At 73.6% G+C, this 18,316-nt stretch carries 19 protein-coding genes; 11 read left to right on the top strand and 8 right to left on the bottom strand.

Annotated features, from left to right (window positions below; translation table 11 throughout):
- Positions 1-93 precede the first annotated feature (93 nt).
- Positions 94-576, bottom strand: a complete 483-nt coding sequence (locus ACFQ79_RS36240; protein ID WP_209497377.1) for an indole-3-glycerol phosphate synthase — start codon at positions 574-576, stop codon at positions 94-96.
- Between the two features lie 106 nt (positions 577-682).
- The gene (locus ACFQ79_RS36235) at positions 683-1,468 is read right to left on the bottom strand and encodes a pyrimidine reductase family protein (protein WP_383591454.1); all 786 of its coding nucleotides are present in this window, start codon (positions 1,466-1,468) and stop codon (positions 683-685) included.
- Between the two features lie 36 nt (positions 1,469-1,504).
- On the opposite strand from ACFQ79_RS36235, the gene zapE reads away from it, so the two are divergent.
- The 5 genes from zapE (at position 1,505) to ACFQ79_RS36210 (ending at position 6,545) form a co-directional block, all read left to right on the top strand.
- Complete coding sequence (gene zapE, locus ACFQ79_RS36230) at positions 1,505-2,590, top strand: cell division protein ZapE (protein WP_383591451.1); 1,086 nt, start codon at positions 1,505-1,507, stop codon at positions 2,588-2,590.
- A gap of 34 nt (positions 2,591-2,624) precedes the next feature.
- The gene (locus ACFQ79_RS36225) at positions 2,625-3,050 is read left to right on the top strand and encodes an OsmC family protein (RefSeq protein ID WP_073906653.1); all 426 of its coding nucleotides are present in this window, start codon (positions 2,625-2,627) and stop codon (positions 3,048-3,050) included.
- Positions 3,051-3,184: 134 nt separating this feature from the next.
- Entirely contained in the window at positions 3,185-4,558 is a 1,374-nt protein-coding gene (locus ACFQ79_RS36220) for an alkaline phosphatase PhoX (protein WP_383591447.1), read from the top strand.
- A 97-nt stretch (positions 4,559-4,655) separates the two neighbouring features.
- Positions 4,656-5,588 (top strand): PPK2 family polyphosphate kinase, encoded by a 933-nt coding sequence (locus tag ACFQ79_RS36215; RefSeq protein WP_383591444.1) that lies wholly within the window; start codon positions 4,656-4,658, stop codon positions 5,586-5,588.
- Between the two features lie 66 nt (positions 5,589-5,654).
- Positions 5,655-6,545, top strand: a complete 891-nt coding sequence (locus tag ACFQ79_RS36210) for a polysaccharide deacetylase family protein (protein WP_383591441.1) — start codon at positions 5,655-5,657, stop codon at positions 6,543-6,545.
- 7 nt (positions 6,546-6,552) lie between these two features.
- Here the strand turns inward: ACFQ79_RS36210 and ACFQ79_RS36205 are convergent, their stop codons facing one another.
- The 4 genes from ACFQ79_RS36205 to ACFQ79_RS36190 are packed head-to-tail and all read right to left on the bottom strand — an operon-like array spanning position 6,553 to position 9,102.
- Complete coding sequence (locus ACFQ79_RS36205) at positions 6,553-6,762, bottom strand: hypothetical protein (RefSeq protein ID WP_383591438.1); 210 nt, start codon at positions 6,760-6,762, stop codon at positions 6,553-6,555.
- A 14-nt stretch (positions 6,763-6,776) separates the two neighbouring features.
- Positions 6,777-7,427 (bottom strand): ABC transporter, encoded by a 651-nt coding sequence (locus ACFQ79_RS36200; RefSeq protein WP_383591435.1) that lies wholly within the window; start codon positions 7,425-7,427, stop codon positions 6,777-6,779.
- Positions 7,424-8,431 (bottom strand): ATP-binding cassette domain-containing protein, encoded by a 1,008-nt coding sequence (locus tag ACFQ79_RS36195; protein ID WP_383591432.1) that lies wholly within the window; start codon positions 8,429-8,431, stop codon positions 7,424-7,426. Before ACFQ79_RS36195 ends, ACFQ79_RS36200 begins: the two co-directional genes overlap by 4 nt.
- Complete coding sequence (locus ACFQ79_RS36190) at positions 8,428-9,102, bottom strand: AIM24 family protein (protein ID WP_383591430.1); 675 nt, start codon at positions 9,100-9,102, stop codon at positions 8,428-8,430. The genes ACFQ79_RS36195 and ACFQ79_RS36190 overlap by 4 nt, the downstream gene beginning before the upstream one ends.
- Positions 9,103-9,173: 71 nt before the next feature.
- Here ACFQ79_RS36190 and ACFQ79_RS36185 point away from each other — a divergent pair, with 71 nt between their 5' ends.
- The 4 genes from ACFQ79_RS36185 to ACFQ79_RS36170 all read left to right on the top strand — a co-directional run bounded on the left by ACFQ79_RS36185 (position 9,174) and on the right by ACFQ79_RS36170 (position 13,331).
- On the top strand, positions 9,174-9,881 hold the full coding sequence (locus tag ACFQ79_RS36185; protein WP_383591427.1) for a peptidyl-tRNA hydrolase: 708 nt from the start codon (positions 9,174-9,176) through the stop codon (positions 9,879-9,881).
- A gap of 137 nt (positions 9,882-10,018) precedes the next feature.
- Complete coding sequence (locus ACFQ79_RS36180; RefSeq protein ID WP_383591424.1) at positions 10,019-11,464, top strand: DUF692 family multinuclear iron-containing protein; 1,446 nt, start codon at positions 10,019-10,021, stop codon at positions 11,462-11,464.
- Between the two features lies 1 nt (position 11,465).
- Positions 11,466-12,539, top strand: coding sequence for a TIGR04222 domain-containing membrane protein (locus ACFQ79_RS36175; RefSeq protein WP_383591421.1), 1,074 nt, complete (start codon positions 11,466-11,468; stop codon positions 12,537-12,539).
- 48 nt (positions 12,540-12,587) lie between these two features.
- Entirely contained in the window at positions 12,588-13,331 is a 744-nt protein-coding gene (locus tag ACFQ79_RS36170) for a TIGR04222 domain-containing membrane protein (RefSeq protein WP_383591418.1), read from the top strand.
- 178 nt (positions 13,332-13,509) lie between these two features.
- On the opposite strand, the gene hemQ is transcribed toward ACFQ79_RS36170, so the two are convergent.
- Positions 13,510-14,223 (bottom strand): hydrogen peroxide-dependent heme synthase, encoded by a 714-nt coding sequence (hemQ, locus tag ACFQ79_RS36165; protein ID WP_030322961.1) that lies wholly within the window; start codon positions 14,221-14,223, stop codon positions 13,510-13,512.
- 17 nt (positions 14,224-14,240) lie between these two features.
- The gene (gene hemG / locus ACFQ79_RS36160) at positions 14,241-15,704 is read right to left on the bottom strand and encodes a protoporphyrinogen oxidase (RefSeq protein WP_383591415.1); all 1,464 of its coding nucleotides are present in this window, start codon (positions 15,702-15,704) and stop codon (positions 14,241-14,243) included.
- A gap of 166 nt (positions 15,705-15,870) precedes the next feature.
- On the opposite strand from hemG, the gene ACFQ79_RS36155 reads away from it, so the two are divergent.
- Both ACFQ79_RS36155 and ACFQ79_RS36150 read left to right on the top strand, forming a co-directional pair.
- On the top strand, positions 15,871-16,884 hold the full coding sequence (locus ACFQ79_RS36155; protein ID WP_383591412.1) for a DUF4349 domain-containing protein: 1,014 nt from the start codon (positions 15,871-15,873) through the stop codon (positions 16,882-16,884).
- 22 nt (positions 16,885-16,906) lie between these two features.
- Complete coding sequence (locus tag ACFQ79_RS36150; protein ID WP_383591409.1) at positions 16,907-18,280, top strand: FAD-dependent oxidoreductase; 1,374 nt, start codon at positions 16,907-16,909, stop codon at positions 18,278-18,280.
- The last annotated feature ends 36 nt before the right edge of the window (positions 18,281-18,316 follow it).

The raw sequence follows: 18,316 nt of genomic DNA, 5'->3' as shown, positions 1-18,316 counted from the left end.
CCCCCTGCACGGGGCGCGGCCACGGGCGACCGTACGACGGCTCGACGGTACGGCTGCTGGGCTGCTGCGCGGCTCGTCGGCTGCGCCGCCCGGCTACTCGGCCGCTTCCTCGCTGTGGGCGAAGAGCTTGAGGACGGGGACCCCCACCTTGTGGCGGGCCCGGGAGGCCCAGTCACGGTGGAAGAACTCCTCCACGTAGTGCGGGGCGGTCAGCACGATCACCTCGTCCGCCTCCGACTCCTCGACCACCGCCTTCATCTTGGTGAGCGGGTGGTCCTCGACGACCTGGCCGACCGCTTCGCAGCCGGCGTCTCTCAGCGCCCGGAGCGAGTGCTCCAGGGCCAGCTCGGCGGGGCGCCTGGCCTCCTTGCCCTCGGGTTCGTCGCCCTCGCGGGCGGCTTCCTTCAGTTCGCCCATGGCCACGTCGTCGATGGCACGCAGCAGTACATCGGCCTGGTCACCACGCGGCTGCATCAGAACGATGAAGGACACGCCCTCGTCGCCGTGCAGGGTGGTGACGAACTCCACGTCGACGGACGTCAGGGGCTTCTCGATCATCAGAACGCTTGTGAACACCTCAGGAGCCCTTCTGCGGAAACCATCCTTCCCCGTGCCCGCACGGGGTCTGCGACAGTAAGTGTGCCCAGCGGACGGTAAGCGGAACGACAAATTCCGCCGATTGTCAGATCCGACGGTAGCGGGTGAAGAGGAAGCCGTCCTGCTCCAGCAGCGAAGCCACGGCGAAGCGTGTCGGGACGGCCACGGCAGGGCCCCCGGCGATCCGCTGGGCGTCACCCGCCGTCATCGTCGGCGAGACCGACAGACACAGTTCGTCGAGGACCTCCGCGGCCACGAACTGGCCGAGCAGCCGGGGCCCGCCCTCGGTCAGCTGCCGCCGGAGTCCGCGCTCCGCGAGCACCGCCTTCGCGCGGACCGGCTCCACCCCGGCGCCGTCACCCGCCACCAGCACCTCGGCTCCCGCCTCCCGCGCGGCCCGCACCCGCTCGGCGGGCGCGGCGGCGCCCGTGAGGACCAGGGTCGGCACCAGCGGTCCGGTGAAGAGCGGAAGCGAGAAGTCCAGGTTGAGCGAGGCGCTGACCACGGCGATCACCGGGGCCGGCCCCTGTCCGGCCGCGGCACGGCGGGCCGCGAAGGCCTCACGCGCGCGTGCCGGGCGGTAACCCTCCAGCCGTACCGTTTCCGCACCGACGACGACCACGTCCGCGAGAGCCCGCAGGGTGCCGAAGATCCGCATGTCGGTCTCGGAGGAGAGCGGCTGGGAGCGCCCGTCGTGCTGCCCGGCCCCGTCGAGCGAGGAGACCATGTTGGCCCGCAGCCAGGCACCCTCCCCCTCGGGGAGCTCCGGGTACGCGTAGGCGTCGGCGAGCTCGTCGAGCGACCACTCCCGGTCGGCTCCCGCCTCGGTCTCGTGGGCTGTCATGTCCGTCACAGGGAACAGGCGTCGCATCCGTCGAGTCTGACATGGCGCTTACAGTGGGGAACTGTGTCGACCCGTGCCCTCTCCGAAGCCGCATCCACCTCAGCGGCCCCGCTCTCGCTCTGCTCCCGAGAGCCCCACGTCCCCGCCGACCGACTCGTCGCGGAGATGGTGCCACCGCCGCGCTTCGACTCCGTACGGTTCGACACGTACCTCCCCGACCCGAACCAGCCCAGCCAGACGGACGCCGTCAAGGCCCTGAGCACCTTCGCCGGGGGCCTGGGCGGGGCGCACGCCTCCGGTGCCGGGAAGCGCCGCTGGTTCGCCCGGAAGCCGGCCGCCCCCACCGGACCGCGCGGGGTCTACCTGGACGGCGGATACGGAGTCGGCAAGACCCACCTGCTCGCCTCGCTCTGGCACGCGACCCCCGCCGAGCCCGCGCTGAAGGCCTTCGGCACCTTCGTCGAGCTGACCAACCTGGTCGGCGCGCTGGGCTTCCAGCAGACCGTGAAGACCCTCGGCGGGCACCGTCTCCTCTGCATCGACGAGTTCGAGCTCGACGACCCGGGCGACACCGTCCTCGTCTCCAGCCTGCTCGGCAAGCTGGTCGAGTCGGGCGTGGCGCTCGCCGCCACCTCCAACACGCTCCCCGGCAAGCTCGGCGAGGGCCGCTTCGCCGCCGCCGACTTCCTGCGCGAGATCCAGGGCCTCTCGGCCCACTTCCAACCGCTGCGGATCGACGGCGAGGACTACCGCCACCGCGGGCTGCCCGAGGCTCCGTCCCCGTACTCCGACCAGGTCGTCACGGCGGCGGCGTACGCGACGCCGGGCGCCTCCCTCGACGACTTCCCGCACCTGCTCGAACACCTGGCCAGGGTTCACCCGAGCCGGTACGGCGCGCTCACCGACGACCTCACCGCGGTCTGCCTCACCGACGTCCAGCCCGTCCCGGACCAGTCGACGGCCCTCCGGCTCGTCGTCCTGGCCGACCGGCTGTACGACCGCGAGATACCCGTGCTCGCCTCCGGGCTGCCGTTCGACCGGCTGTTCAGCGACGAGATGCTGAACGGCGGGTACCGCAAGAAGTACTTCCGGGCGATCTCCCGGCTCACCGCGCTCGCCCGCGACGCCAAGGGGCTGGTCGCGCAGTAGGTTGGTGGCCCTACCCGATCGAAAGGGATCCACCATGGCCACCGTGCGTCACGCCCACACCGTCTGGCAGGGCGACCTCCTCAAGGGTTCGGGTGTCGTCACCCTCGACTCCTCCGGCCTCGGCTCGTACGACGTCTCCTGGCCGGCCCGCTCCGAGGAGCCCAACGGGAAGACGAGCCCCGAGGAGCTCATCGCGGCCGCGCACTCCTCCTGCTTCTCCATGGCCTTCTCCAACGGCCTGGCCAAGGCGGGCAACCCGCCGACCCGCCTGGAGACCAAGGCCGACGTCACCTTCCAGCCGGGCGAGGGCATCACCGGCATCCACCTGACCGTGCGCGGCGAGGTCCCCGGCCTGGACGCGGACCAGTTCCAGGCGCTGGCCGAGGACGCGAAGAAGAACTGCCCGGTCAGCCAGGCGCTCACGGGCACGACGATCACCCTCACGGCCGAGCTGGCCTGACGCCACCTCACCTCTCGCGCCACATGAGGAACTTGTGGCCCGCATGTTCACGTGTCACCACACGGCGTGATACACACATGCGGGTCACACGTCACATCACACGCCTGTCCGCCAACAGGAAAGTGGGTTGCCTCATGTCCGCAACACGACGTCAGATCCTGTCCCGCACCGGCGCCACCGCCGCCGGGATCGCCTTCACCGGCGCCCTCTCCGAACTCTTCGCCGGCAGCGCGAGCGCCGCGACCGGCGGCCACACGGGCCGGGCCGGCTACGGCCCCCTGATCCCCGACCCCGAGGGTCTCCTCGACCTCCCGGCCGGCTTCCGTTACGAGGTCCTCTCCCGGCAGGGCGATCCGCTCCGCTCCGGCGAGGGCCTCGTCCCCGGCAACCCCGACGGCATGGGCGCCTTCGCCGGCCGCCGCGGCCGGGTGCACCTCGTGCGCAACCACGAGAACCGGGTCACCGGCAAGATCGGCGTCCCGACCGTCCCCGGCCTGACGTACGACCCGGCCGGCAAGGGCGGCTGTACGGCCCTGGAACTCGACGGCCGGAACAACGTCCTCGGCGAGCGGGTCGCCATCGCCGGTACGGCCGTCAACTGCGCGGGCGGACCCACCCCCTGGCGTACCTGGCTGACCTGCGAGGAGACCGAGGACAAAGCCGGGACGAACGGCTACACCAAGGACCACGGCTTCATCTTCGAGGTCGACGGGGCCGACCCGCACCGCACCGGAGCCGTGCCGCTCACCGCGATGGGCCGCTTCCAGCACGAGGCGATCGCGATCGACCCGACGAGCGGCATCGTCTACGAGACGGAGGACGCCTTCGAGCGCCCCTTCGGCCTCTTCTACCGCTTCCTCCCCCACCGGCCGCTCGGCGGCACCGGCTCGCTGCGCGCGGGCGGCGCCCTGGAGGCCATGCGGGTTCCGGGCGTCGCCGACCTCTCGGTGATCCAGGAGGCCGGCACCCGCTTCGAGGGGATCGAGTGGGTCCCCGTACCGGACCCGCAGGCGGCGGAAACCCCCATCAGGTTCCAGGACTTCGGCCCCCGGGGCATCACGCACGCCCAGAAGCTGGAGGGCTGCTACTGGGGCGGCCGGGCGGTGTACTTCGTCTCCTCCTTCGCCCGCGTGAAGGACGGTTCCGGCGCGACGCACTTCGGCCAGGTCTGGAAGTACGAGCCGCACCGGCGCCGGCTCACCCTCGTCGTCGTCTTCGGCCCGGACACCGACATCCAGCTCCCCGGCGAGTCCCCGGACAACATCTGCCTGGCGCCCAGCGGGGGCCTGATGGTCTGCGAGGACGGCGACGGGGCGCAGCACGTCTTCGGGGTGAGCGAGCGGGGCGAGGTGTACGCGCTCGCCCGGGGCGCGCAGAACATCGGCACGCCCGAGACGCCGGAGTGGGGCGAGTTCGCGGGCGTCACCTTCTCGCCCGACCGGGGAACCATGTACGTCAACTGCTACACGCCGGGAACGACGTTCGCGGTGACCGGCCCGTGGTGCTGAGCTGAGACGGCGCCCGGCCGCGCGCACTCGCGGGCGGCCGGGTTCCGTCGCAGGATCGGGGGAGGACGGACGCGCGGCGCGGCGGAAGGGGCACGAGGTGGCGAAGAAGGACGGGAAGAGGGACGCCAAGAAGGAAGGCAGCAAAGACGGCAGGAAAGACGGCGGGAAGAAGGAGAAGGGCACGCCCCGGCCCGCTCCGCTGCGGGAGCTGCTGCGCGTCCCCGAGGGCGAGCGCATCGATCTCACCACGTACGACGCCGCCGCGACCCCGGGCGGCCCCGCCGACAAGGCGGCCGGTCTCGCCGCCACCGCCGCCCTCGCTCCGCGCCTCGCCGACCTGCAGGAACGCCTGTACGCGGCGAGCACGGCCGGGGACCGCCGACGGGTGCTCCTGGTCCTCCAGGGAATGGACACCAGCGGCAAGGGCGGCACCGTCAAGCACGTCATCGGCCTCTTCAACCCCTCCGGCTGCCGCATCCACGCCTTCAAGGCCCCGACGCCGGAGGAGCAGAACCACCCGTTCCTCTGGCGGATCATGAAGGCGCTCCCCCGTCCGGGCGAGATCGGCATCTTCGGCCGCTCGCACTACGAGGACGTGCTCATCGCCCGCGTACGGGAGCTGGTCCCGCGCTCGCAGCTCGGCCGCCGGTACGGCCAGATCAACCGCTTCGAGAAGTCCCTCGCCGACGACGGCGTGACGGTCGTCAAGGTCTTCCTGCACATCTCGTACGAGGCACAGCGCAGGCGCCTGCTGGAGCGTCTGGACAACCCGGAGAAGCACTGGAAGTTCAACGTGGGCGACATCGAGGAGCGCGGCATGTGGCCCGCGTACCAGGAGGCGTACGAGATCGCCCTGAGACGCTGCACGACGGACGAGGCCCCCTGGTACCTGGTCCCGGCGGACCGCAAGTGGTACCGGAACTGGGCGATCAGCAAGCTGCTCCTCGAACACCTGGAGGCGCTGGACCCGAAGTACCCGCCGGGGGACTTCGACGTCGAGGAGAGCCGGAGGCGGCTCCTGGCCACGTGAGCGGCGCGGGGTGCTGCCGTTGCCGCGTTGCACGCCTGAGCCACTTTGATCGGTTAACTTCCGATCGTGAACACTTCTGTACGAAACCTGGCGGCGCTCGGACTTCTGGGCGCCGTCCTCGTCGGCTGTGGCCGGGAAACCGTCGCAACGCCCCCGGCCCCGCCGGCGAAGGAACCGGCCGCCGTCACCAGCCCGTCGCCCCGGGCGAGCGCGGCGGCGGGTCCCAAGCCCGCGCGCGTCCCCGCCGCACCGCCCACCATGGCTCCGGGGCCCGGCGGCCTCACCCCCGTGTACACGCACCGGGCGAAGGGCGCGGAGAAGGTCGTCGCGCTCACCTTCGACGCCGACATGACGGCCGATCAGGGACCACGGGCCGCGCAGGGCGAGCGTTTCGACAATCCGCAGCTCATCGAGACCCTGCGCCGGTTCAAGGTGGACGCGACCGTGTTCATGACGGGCCGCTGGGCGGAGGAGTACCCGGACCAGGCGAAGTCCATCGGCCGCGACCCGCGCTTCGAGATCGCGAACCACTCCTACAGCCACTACGCCTTCGCGTCCCCCTGCTACGGCCTCCCGACCGTCTCCACGCCCGACATGGCCGACGACGTCCAGCGGGCCTTCGACGCGTTCCGCGACGCCGGGGCGGTGAACGTCGTCCCGTACTTCCGCTTCCCCGGCGGCTGCTACGACGACGCGGCCCTCCGCGCGCTCGCCCCGGCCGGGGTGACGGCGGTCCAGTGGGACGTGGTCAGCGGCGACGCCTTCGCGCAGGACGCGGACGCGGTGGCCGAGCAGGTCCTCGACGGCGTGAAGCCGGGCTCCCTGGTGGTCATGCACTGCACACGCAGCGCGGCCCCGGTCACGGAGCAGGCGATCCGGCGCATCGTCCCGGAACTCCGGGCCCGCGGCTACCGCTTCGTGAAGGTCTCGGAGCTGATGCGCGGACGACGGCCCTAGACACCCCCTAGCCCGAGCAGGCCGTGCGCTCGGCTTCCCGCCACTCGCAGACCGGGCACAGGGTGATGCCCTTCGTGGACTCCGGGTACTCGGTCGGCTCCTGGCACAGCACACAGGCGGCGAACGGGCCCCCGGTGGCCGGTTCGGGCTTCGGGCCACCGGCCTCCGGGGTGGCGCGGTACGACGTGGACGCGGCGGACTCGGTCGTGTCGTTCATGCCTTCGAGCGTACTCACTCCAGGCGCGCCGTCGCCCCGCACGCGAGGGCCGCGCACGCCGCCGCGAGGAGCACCGCGCCCCCGCAGGCGAGCCACGGCGGATCGGCGGTCGCCGTGCGGGCGCCGGTGATCAGGGCCGTCATCGCGTGCTTCGCCGGGGAGCCGGTGGTCACCAGCCCGAACAGCGAGCCCAGGACCAGGGCCGCGACGGACCAGCCGGGGGCCCGGACGAAGGGGCGGGACGCCAGCGCGCCGACGGCGGCGCCCGTCAGGGCGCAGGCCAGCGCCGCAAGGAGCCCCGTGGTCACGGCGGCGGGCACGGTGACACCGCGCCGGTCGCCGGTCGCCGTCACCGCGAGGACCGCGACCGCGCCGACGAGGGCGGGCAGGCCGGTCCCGGTGACGAGCGCCGCGAGGTGCGCGCGGCCCCGGCCGGCCGCGGCCGCGACGACGTTCCGGGCGGCGGACGGCTCCTGCGTGACGCAGATCCGTACGGACCAGGCGGTGACGGGGAGCAGCGCGGCGGCGGCGAGGCCGAGGCCGCCGAGGACGGGCTCGCCCGCGTTGACGCCGACGGCGAGGAAGGCCGCGTACAGGAGGAGCGGGGCGAGCCAGCGCTGCGAGCGGAGCAGCAGGCCGGTCTGGTAGCGCAGGAGCGCCGTCATTCGCGTACGCCTTCGGAGCCGAGGTGGTGGATGTGCCGGGAGGCGGCGAGGAGCGCGCTCAGCAGGGCGTCGGAGTGGCCGGCGCCGACGGTGAGGACGGTGGTGCCGTCGCCGTCGGGTCCGGGTGCGACGACGGGGTGACCGGGAAGTCGCTCCGGGGGCGGAAGGGCGTGCGGGCCCCCGGAGACGATGATCCGCACGCGCGGCCACGGCCCGACGCCCGCACGGACGGGACCCGAGGCGGAGTGACCGACCGGGCTCGAGGCGGGGCGGGCGACCGAAGCCGAGGCGGGGCCGACCGAGGCCGAGGCGGGGCGGGCGACCGAAGCCGAGGCGGGGCCGACCGAGGCCGGGATCGGGGCGACGGGCTCCTGGATCGGGGCGACCAGGTCCGCGGCCTCCCTGACCCGGCCGTCCCGCACCTCGTACACCGCGGACGGCTCCCCCTCCAGCCGGCGCGGGTCGTGGTCGACGAAGACGACCGTTCCGCCGGCCGCCCGGCGTGAGCGGACCGCCGCGTCCAGTTCCGCACGCGCGCCCGTGTCGAGGCCGGTCCAGGCCTCGTCGAGGACCAGGAGGGACGGGTCGGCGAGGAAGGCCTGGGCCACGGCGACCTTCTGGCTCGTGCCCTTGGAGAGCTCCGCCATGGCCGTACGGGCGTGCTCGCCCGCCCCGAAGCGCTCCAGCCACTCCCCCGCACCGGCCCGCGCCGCCGCCGTGCCGAGACCCTGGATCCGCCCCAGGTGGACCAGATAGTCGACGGCCGTGAAGGGCAGCGCGGCAGGGAAGCGTTCGGGCACGTACGCCGTTCGCGGCGGGCGGCCCGTGACCCGCCCCGCGGTGGGCGCGTCGACGCCGGCGACGAGCCGGAGCAGGGTCGACTTCCCGGTGCCGTTCGTGCCGACGACCCGGACGAGGGTCCCGGCGGGCAGGTCGAGGTCGACCTCGCGGAGGACCCACGGCCCCCGGAGGCCGTGGCGGCGCCCGACCCGCTCCAGCCTCAATTCGAGGTCTTCTGCGGGGTCAGCTCGCTGGGCCGGACGACCACGAAGCCCTGGCCCTCCAGCTTGAGCTGCACCGCCTCACCGGAGCCGCCGCGGATCATCGAGCCGACGGACTGCGAGCGGTGCAGCGAGGTGTGCAGCTGCTCGCTCCAGCCGACCACGGCGTCGGTGTCGACGAACACCGGCGCCTGCGGCGTGACGGGGATGACGATGGGATTGCCCTCGCACATGAGGGCGACCTTGCCGTAGCCGGAGAAGACGGAGTTGAAGAGGCCGCCGCTGGTCATGCCGGCGCCCTTCACGGTCTTGATCTCGTAGTGGAGGGTGGAGTCGAAGCAGAGCACGTTGCGGCCGTTGACCGAGAACGCGTCGCCCTGCTCGATCTCGACGATGAAGCAGTTCTGGGCCTCGTGCGCGAACCACGCCTCGCCCTGGCCGCGCACGGCCATCAGGGCCAGGCCCTCGCCGGTGACGGCCCGCTTGAGCAGGCCGCCGATGCCCTGGCCCTTGCGTTCGAACTGGAGGTTGCCGCGGAAGGCGATCATCGATCCCTGACGGGCGTGCATCTCGCCGTTGACGGTGTACTTGACCGATTTGGCGTTCTGGAGGGTCATCCCCGGAAAATCTGCGGTCTCGGCGAGGTGTTCGCCGCTAAAAAGATCACTCTTCATGAGGGGCATCCTGGCCCGGAACTTCTCATTCCTACAAGAATCGCTTGTGACGGCAGTGGCAGACTTGCCCGGTGAGCAGCAATGAGACCGATCTTCGCGATGAGAAGCCCCAGTTCGTCCTGCCGTTGGTCGTACGGATCGAACGGGACGCGCCGCCGTCCCGTACCGACGCCCTGGAGACCGCCGCGCGCGCCGTCCTGGAGATCCTCACCGACGACCGCTCGCTCGGCGAGGGCGAGTGGGCGCAGGCCATGACCGACTGGGAGGACGCCAGGATCCGCAAGGTGGTGCGCCGGGCGCGCGGCGCGGAGTGGCGGCGCGCGGGCGCGCTTCCGGGGATCACGGTCGACGGCCTGGAGGCGGAGGTACGGGTCTTCCCGCCGGTCCCGCTCGACGGCTGGCCCAAGGAACTGGCCAAGCTCCAGGTCTCGGGCACCGACCTCGACGACCCGGCCGCGCCCGGACCCGTACCGGAGGGCGCGGTGGTGCTGTGGATCAACCCGGAGCTCGACATGTCGGCGGGCAAGACGATGGCCCAGGCCGGGCACGGGGCTCAGTTGCTGTGGTGGGCGATGGGGGACGCCGACCGGAAGGCCTGGCACGAGGCCGGCTTCCCGCTCGCGGTCCGCACCGCGACGGCCGGGGAGTGGCCCGCCCTGACGGCGAGCGGTCTCCCTCTGGTCCGGGACGCGGGCTTCACGGAGATCGCCCCCGGCCCCACCGTGGTGGCCGAGGGAAGCGACCGCTTCGCCACGGCGCTGCGGCTGCCGCGACCGTAGCCGTCCGCCCCCTGCGCCCCCTCCGTTCGCCGTGACCGAACGGAACCTCAAATCAACCTCTGAACGTGACCCTCCTGGGATTCGAACGCTCCCGCCGGGGCCATCACGTGGGTGACTGAGGACCGAAGGAGGGGGACATGACGGAACTCGGCATCGGCATCGGCTGGCGTCCCGAGATCGCTGACGCGGTGGAGGGGCTGTCCGGAATCGACTGGGTGGAGGTCGTCGCGGAGAACCTCTGCGCCGACCATCTGCCCGACTCCCTGACGCGGCTGCGCGAGCGCGGCGTCACCGTCGTGCCGCACGGCGTCTCGCTGGGGCTCGGGGGCGCGGACCGCCCCGACCCGGCGCGGCTCGCCGCGCTCGGCGAGAAGGCGGTGGCGCTGGGGGCGCCGCTGGTCACGGAACACATCGCGTTCGTCCGGGCCGGGGGGCCGCTCACCGCGACCCCGCAGCTCGAAGCGGGCCATCTGCTTCCCGTACCCAGGACCTGGGACGCGCTCGACGTGCTCTGCGAGAACGTACGGATCGCGCAGGACGCGCTGCCCGTACCGCTCGCCCTGGAGAACATCGCGGCGCTCGTCTCGTGGCCGGGCGAGGAGATGTCGGAGGGGCGCTTCCTGGCGGAGCTGGTGGAGCGTACGGGGGTACGGCTCCTCATCGACGTCGCCAATCTGCACACCAACCACGTCAACCGCGGCGAGGACCCGGCGCGGGCCCTGTCGGAGCTGCCGGTGGAGGCCATCGCGTACGTGCACGTGGCGGGTGGTGTCGAGCGGGACGGGGTCTGGCACGACACGCACGCGCATCCCGTGCCGGGCGCGGTCCTCGACGTCCTGGCGGACCTCGCCTCGCGGGTCGCGCCGCCGGGCGTGCTGCTGGAGCGGGACGACGACTTCCCGCCCGCGGAGGAGCTGGCCGACGAGCTGCGGGCGATCCGCAGGACGATCACCGCCGTGGGCCCGCGCTCCTCCCCCGGGCTCCGTCCGGGGGGACCCTCGGGGGCGGAGGCCGTGGGCACGGCCCACCAGCACGGCGCCCTCTCGTCGAGGACCGCGCCCCGGGCGACGCTGCTCATCGGCGCCGGGGCGCGGGTCTCCGGTGGGCCGATGCCCGGCGTCACCCCGGTCGTACCCGTGGCTCCCGTTCCGGAGAGCGCCCCCACGCCCGCGCCCGGCGCGCGGCAGCGCGTCGCCGTCGCCCAGGCCGCTCTGCTGTCCGCGCTCGTCGCCGGGACTCCCGTGCCCGAGGGGTTCGACAGCCGGCGGCTCGGCGTGCAGAGCCGGGCGCTCGCGGCCAAGCGGGCCGGGGTCGTCGCGAAGGTGGCGCCGGAGCTCCCCGAGATCCTGGGCAGGGACTACCGGCCGGCGTTCCTCGCGTACGCCAGGTCCCGGCCCATGACCGGCGGCTACCGCCGCGACGCGCTCGACTTCGCCGAGCACCTCCTCGTCGCCGGGCGGCCGGAGGATCCGGCGGCCAGGCGACGGCTCACGGAGTGGTGGCAGGACCGTTCGGGCAGCCGCCCGCCGGGCCGGGCCACCCGGTTCGTACGGGCCGCCCGGCACGCACTGGTACGGAAGTGAGGTGCTCGTGAACGTCCTGGTCGCGCTCTACTACATCGCCGGCGTCACCGTCGTCACGCTGCTCGTCACCCGGGTCGTCCGGACCCGCGGCGGACCCGGCGGACCGGTCCACGACCGGTACGAGGCCGCCTTCCTCAACGGCGGCCCCGCCAGGGTCGTCGACACCGCCCTGAGCGCCCTGCAGGCGGACGGCAGGCTGGCGATCGGCGGCCCCGGCATCGTGGCCGTCGTCCGTCCCGTCGCGCACGACCCGGTGGAGCGGGCCGTGCTCGAGGCGCACGCCGCCGCCCCGCACGGGGCCCTGCACCACCTGCGGACGGCCGTCATGCGGCACCCGGCGGTCCAGGAGATCGGCGACGGGCTCGCGGTGCGCGGTCTCGTCGTCGATCCGGCGACCCGGCGCGCCACGGCCCGGTGGTGCGGCGTGGCCGCCGTCACGACCTTCGCGCTCTTCCCCGTGTCGATCGTCCTCACGGTCGTGGACTTCGCGACGACCCTGGACACCGCATCGGGGATGCCGGTCCCGTTCGTCTTCAAGGTGGTGCCGATCCTGCTCGCCACCATGGTCACGGCCATCGTCTGCGGGTCGCTCACCTCCCGGCAGATCACCCCGGCCGGGCGGCGCGCGGTCCTCGCGTACGGACGGGACCACGCCCGTCTCGCCGACGCCGGTCTGCTGGTGGCCCTGCACGGGCTCCGGGCGCTGCCCGATCCGGTGCTGCGGGAGCAGTTGGCGGCCGCGGCCCGGATCCACGGGCCGCCCCGGCGGCGCCGACGCGGCGGCCGGCGTCCCGTGGCACAGCACCACTACGGTTCCTCGGGCGCGGACGACGACTTCGCGGCGGCCACCGTGTGGTGTGCGGGGACCAGTGCGTGCGGCGGCGGGGGCGGTGGCTCCTGCTCGGGCGGCGGCTCCGGTTCGTCGTGCTCGTCCGGGTCCTGCTCCGGGGGCGGCTCCGGTTGGGGCGGGGGCGGAAGCTCGTGCTCCAGCGGAAGCTCCTGCTCCAGTTCCAGCGGGAGTTCGTGCTCCAGCTCCAGTTCCAGCGGGAGTTCCTGTTCCAGCTCCAGCAGCTGATCGGCCGTTCGAGTGGCGGGCCCGCCCCGCCTCCCGTACAACTCGGTCATGGTCTGGGTTCCGTTGCTGCTCGTGGCGTGTGTGGTGGCCGGTGTCGGCTGTGCGCGGCTCTGCCGGGCGACGCTCGCGGCGGCCCGGCCGGCACACGGTGACGAGCCCGCCGCGGGCACGCCCGAACTCACCGTGGGCGAGGCGGCCTACCTCGCCGGCGGGCCGCTGCGGGTCACCGATCTCACCCTCGTCTCCATGCACCGGGAACGGCGGCTGCTGCTCGCCCGCACCGGCTGGGTGACGGTCGTGGACGCGGCCGCCTGCGCGGCGGACCCGCTGGAGCGGGCCGTGATCGGTGCCCTGGGCCCTCAGGGGCAGGCACCGATTCCCGCCGTGCGTCCGCTGGTCGCCGCCGCCGACTCCGTACATCTGCTCGCGGAGCGGCTCGTTGCCCGGGGACTCGCCGTGTCCGCCGCGGGCCGGCGGGAGGTCGCCGCCGGGCTGCGGGTGGTGCGGGCGGGTCTCCTGCTGAGCCTGGGACTCGGGACGGTGTCCGTGCTGCTCGTGCCGGCCGCCGAACGGGCCCCGGTCCTCGCCGGGTTCGCGCTGCCGCTGCTCGCGACGGGGCTCTGTCTGCTGATCGGGCGGATCGAGGTCTATCCGTACACCCGCTGGGCCTCGCCGGCCGGGCAGCGGCTGCTCGCCGCGCTCTCGGCCACCGATCCCCTGACGGCCCTCGCGACGCGCGGACCCGCGGTCCTGGAGCCGGAGCTGCGCGCGGCGCTGCGCGGCCGCGGCTGAGAGCGGAAGGGTCCCGGAAATGACGCCGGTGCGGCGCGCGTCATGCGCGCCGCACCCGGAGCCGGACCCGGTGTCGCTGGAGCGGCAGGCCATGGTCACGCCTGCCGTCTGATCTTCCGGGTCGAGGGGTGGCGCGCCCGACCGGGAGCCGGGCCACCACCAGGTTTTCGAACGGCCGTCAGGCCAGGCCCGCCACCAGCTCGGCGACGCTCTTGCGGCGACCGGTGTAGAACGGGACCTCTTCGCGGACGTGCATCCGCGCCTCGGAGGCGCGCAGGTGACGCATGAGGTCCACGATGCGGTGCAGCTCGTCGGCCTCGAAGGCGAGGAGCCACTCGTAGTCGCCGAGGGAGAAGGAGGCGACCGTGTTGGCGCGGACGTCCGGGTAGCCACGGGCCATCTTGCCGTGGTCGGCGAGCATCCGGCGGCGGTCCTCGTCCGGCAGCAGGTACCAGTCGTAGGAGCGCACGAAGGGGTAGACCGAGACGTAGTCGCGCGGGTTCTCGTCGGCCAGGAAGGCCGGGATGTGCGACTTGTTGAACTCGGCGGGGCGGTGCAGCGCCATGTTCGACCAGACCGGCTCCAGGGCGCGGCCCAGGCGGGTGCGGCGGAAGAGGTTGTACGCCTCCTGGAGCTCGTCGCTCGTCTCGGCGTGCCACCAGATCATGACGTCGGCGTCGGCGCGCAGACCGGAGAGGTCGTACGTGCCGCGGACGGTGATGTCCTTGGCCGCGAGCTGGTCGAACAGCTCCTGGACCTCGTCGGCGTAGCCGCCGCGGTCCTCGGGGAGAACGTCGCGCAGCTTGAAGACGGACCACAGGGTGTAGCGGATGACCTCGTTGAGGTCCTTCGCCTTCTTACCGGCGTTCGGGATCTTTTCGGGCGCACTCATACGCCTATTCTCGCCCGTCACAGGGAGTGCCCAGCACCGGGGTCGGTCCTTTTCGACGTGGCGATGATCTCGTCGGCCGCCCGATGGGCCGAGGCGATGCAGGCGGGGATGCCCACGCCGTCGTACGCGGCGCCCGCGACGCGCAGTCCGGGAAGGGCGGCGACGGCCTCGCGGACCCGGGCGACGCGGGCGAGATGGCCGACCGGGTACTGCGGCAGGCCGCCGAGCCAGCGGGTGACCGTGGTGGCGACGGGCCGGGCGGAGAGCCCGGTGGCGGCGGCGAGGTCCTTGAGGGAGGCGGCGACGAGATCGGCGTCCTCGCGGTGGACCTGGTCCTCCTCGCCGTGGCGGCCGACGGAGGTCCGCAGCACGAACAGGTCGGGGGCCCGGTCGGCGACCCACCGCCACTTCTGCGAGGAGAAGGTGGAGGCCTTGATCGTGTGGCCGTCGACGGGCGGCACGAGGAACCCCGAGCCCGGCAGGGCGGGCACGTCGGTGCGGCGGAAGGCCAGTGTGACCAGGGCCATGGAGGCGTACGCGACGGCGTCGAGCTCGGCGGAGGCGGCCGGCGCGTGCGGGGCGAGGAGCGCGGCGGCGGGCCCTGCGGGGGCGGCCAGGACGACGGCGTCGGCGGTGAGGACCCGGTCGCCGCTGACGACCTGCCAGCCGGTGGCCCCGGTGCGGCGGAGCCCGGTCACGGGGGCGTCGGTGAGGATCTCGCCGCCGGCGGCGCGGATCGCGTCGGCGACGGCGCCGGGCAGGGTGCCGACACCGCCGTCGACTCCGAGGAAGACGGAGCCGCCCAGTCCGGTGGCGGCGCCCGCAGCGTCGGCGGGGACGGCCGCCCCGGCCTGCTGGACGGCGCGGACCGCGGCGGTGAGCGTGGGCCGGGTGCGGGCGGCCTCGAAGAGGGCGGGGACGGCGGCCTTCATCGAGATGCGGTAGGCGTCACCGGCGTACACCCCGCCGAGGAGGGGTTCCACGAGCCGGTCGACGACCTCGTGACCCATGCGGGCGGCGACGTACGCGCCGATGGCGATGTCGTCGCCGATCTCGGTCGGGGGCAGTTCGGCGTCGAGGCCGATCCGGCGCACGCCCTCCGCGGAGAGCAGGCCGTCGACGGCGTGGGCGTCGCCGGGGACGCCCATGACATGGCCCTTGGGCATGGGGACGAGTTCGCCCCGGGACCAGACGGACGCGGTGGTCGTGCCGGGGGCCTGGAGCCGGTCGCCGAGCCCGACGGCCCGGGCGAGGGCGACCGCCTCGGGGCGGCGGGCGAGCAGCGACTCGGCGCCGAGGTCCACGGGGGCGCCCGCGATCTCCCCGGCGAGCAGCTTGCCGCCGAGCCGCGGTCCCGCTTCGAGGAGGGTCACCCGGTGGCCGGCGACGGCCAGCCGGTGGGCGGCGGCGAGTCCGGCGATCCCGCCTCCGACGACGACGGCATGAGGCCCGGTTCGGTGTCCCGTGGTGTCCGCGTTCATGGGACCACTCTCTCAAATCGCCCATCGGCTCCGGTTCCGAGGCTCCCTCTCGCGCCCGCTCCCGTTCCGAGGCCGGACCGTGACCGCATCGCTACCGCCGGAGGGCAACCCGATCGGTGGGCTGGTACGTCGAACCGGCGACACCTACCACCCCTGGGGGGACTCGATGCGGAGCTCACGTACGACGGCGAGAACACGGGCGGCGGCGGGCGGCGTCCTGCTCACCGCGGCGCTGGTGCTGACCGGCTGCGGAGCGGGCGGCGACACGGCCGGGGACTCCAAGCGGGACCTGAGCGCGGCGGCGCCCGCGGACGCCAAGGGAGCGGCGGAGCGGGGCGCCGCGGACGGCTACGCGGGATCGGGTGCCGAGAAGGCCCCGTCCGCGCCCTCGAAGGCACCCGCGCAGCAGCACGTCATCCGTACGGCCTCGCTCTCGGTGGAGGTCGGCGATGTGACGAAGGCCCTGGTCACGGCCCGCGATGTGACGGCCGGCGCGGGCGGGCACGTCGAGAACGAGTCGACGGAGCGGCTCGACGACGGGTACGTCGTCTCCCGCGTCGTGCTGCGCGTGCCGCAGGAGCGGTACGACTCCGTCCTCTCCGAACTCGCCGGCACGGGGAAGCTGCTGGCCCGCAAGGCCGACGCCAAGGACGTCACCGAGCAGGTGGTGGACGTGGAGAGCCGGATCGCCACCCAGCGCGCGAGCGTGGCGCGGGTGCGGGCCCTGATGGAGCGGGCCGAGAAGCTGACCGACGTGGTGACCCTGGAGGGCGAACTCAGCCGCCGCCAGGCGGACCTGGAGTCGCTCCTTGCCCAGCAGTCCTCCCTGAAGGACAAGACGTCGCTGGCGACGATCACCCTGGAGCTCTCGCAGAAGGAGAAGCCGCGGGCGGAGGAGAACGAGGAGGACGGCCGCCCCGGTTTCGGTGACGCCCTGAGCGGCGGCTGGAACGCCCTGGTCGGCGCGGTCTCCTGGGCCGTCGTCGTGCTCGCGGCCCTGGCGCCGTGGCTGGCCGTGGCCCTGATCGTCTACCTCGTGTGGCGCCACGTCGTCCGCCCCCGCCGCGCCGGGCGCGCGGACGCCCGCCCGGAGGCCCTGCCGGAGACCCCGCCCGCCGTCCCCGCCGCCCGCCGCAACGCCGCGGGAGCCCCCGTACCCCCGGAGGCGCCCGGCGAGTGAGCGGGAAAAATACGCTGTCCCCATGAGCGAACGACTGGTGGTCATCGGTGGCGACGCGGCGGGGATGTCCGCCGCGTCGCAGGCGCGCAGGCTCAAGGGGCCGGAGGAACTGGAGATCGTCGCGTTCGAGCGCGGTCACTTCTCCTCGTACTCGGCCTGCGGCATCCCGTACTGGGTCGGCGGTGACGTCGCCACGCGCGACGAGCTGATCGCGCGCTCCCCCGAGGAACACCGGGCGCGCGCCATCGACCTGCGGATGCGGACGGAGGTGACGGCGATCGACGTGGCCGGCCGCCGGGTCCTCGCACGGGACCTGGAGGCCGGTACGGAGACCTGGACGGGCTTCGACAAGCTGGTGGTCGCGACGGGCGCCCGGCCCAAGCGGCCGGCGCTGCCGGGGATCGACGCCCCCGGGGTGCACGGGGTGCAGACCCTCGACGACGGGCAGGCGCTCCTCGACTCGCTCGACGCGACGCCGGGGCGCCGGGCGGTCGTCGTCGGCGCGGGTTACATCGGCGTGGAGATGGCCGAGGCGCTCCTCAACCGGGGCTACGAGGTGACGGTCCTGCACCGGGGCGAGCAGCCGATGGCGACCCTCGACCCGGACATGGGGCGTCTGGTGCACCGGGCGATGGACGGTCTGGGGATCACGACGGTCGCATCGGCCGAGGTCACGAAGGTCCTCACCGGTGAGGACGGCCGGGTCAGGGCGGTGGCGACGGACGAGGCCGAGTATCCGGCGGACGTGGTCGTCCTGGGCATGGGTGTGGTGCCGGAGACCACGCTCGCCCGCGCGGCGGGGCTGCCCCTGGGAGCGCACGGCGGGCTGCTCACCGATCTGGCGATGCGGGTCCGCGGCCACGAGGACATCTGGGCGGGCGGTGACTGCGTGGAGGTCCTGGACCTGGTCTCGGGCCGCGAGCGGTACGTGCCGCTGGGGACGCACGCGAACAAGCACGGCCAGGTCATCGGGTCCAACGTCGGCGGCGACTACGCGACGTTCCCGGGGGTCGTGGGCACGGCGGTGTCCAAGGTCTGCGACCTGGAGCTCGCCCGGACCGGCCTGCGGGAGAAGGACGCGCGGGAGGTGGGACTGCGGTACGTGACGGTGACCGTGGAGTCGACGAGCCGGGCCGGGTACTACCCGGGGGCCGCGGCGATGACGGTGAAGATGCTGGCCGAGCGGCGCACGGGCCGGCTGCTCGGGGTGCAGATCGTGGGCCGGGAGGGCGCGGCGAAGCGGGTGGACATCGCGGCCGTGGCGCTGACGGCGGGGATGACGGTGGAGCGGATGACGGCCCTGGACCTGGGCTACGCGCCGCCGTTCTCGCCGGTGTGGGACCCGGTCCTGATCGCGGCCCGCAAGGCGACGGCGGCGGTCCGCGCGGCGGGCTGACGACGGCACGACGGCCGCCGGGGTGTCCCCCGGCGG

Source organism: Streptomyces sp. NPDC056480, assembly GCF_042795405.1.
In the GTDB taxonomy this organism is placed as follows: Bacteria; Actinomycetota; Actinomycetes; order Streptomycetales; family Streptomycetaceae; genus Streptomyces.
This window is presented reverse-complemented; position numbering and strand designations above follow the sequence as displayed.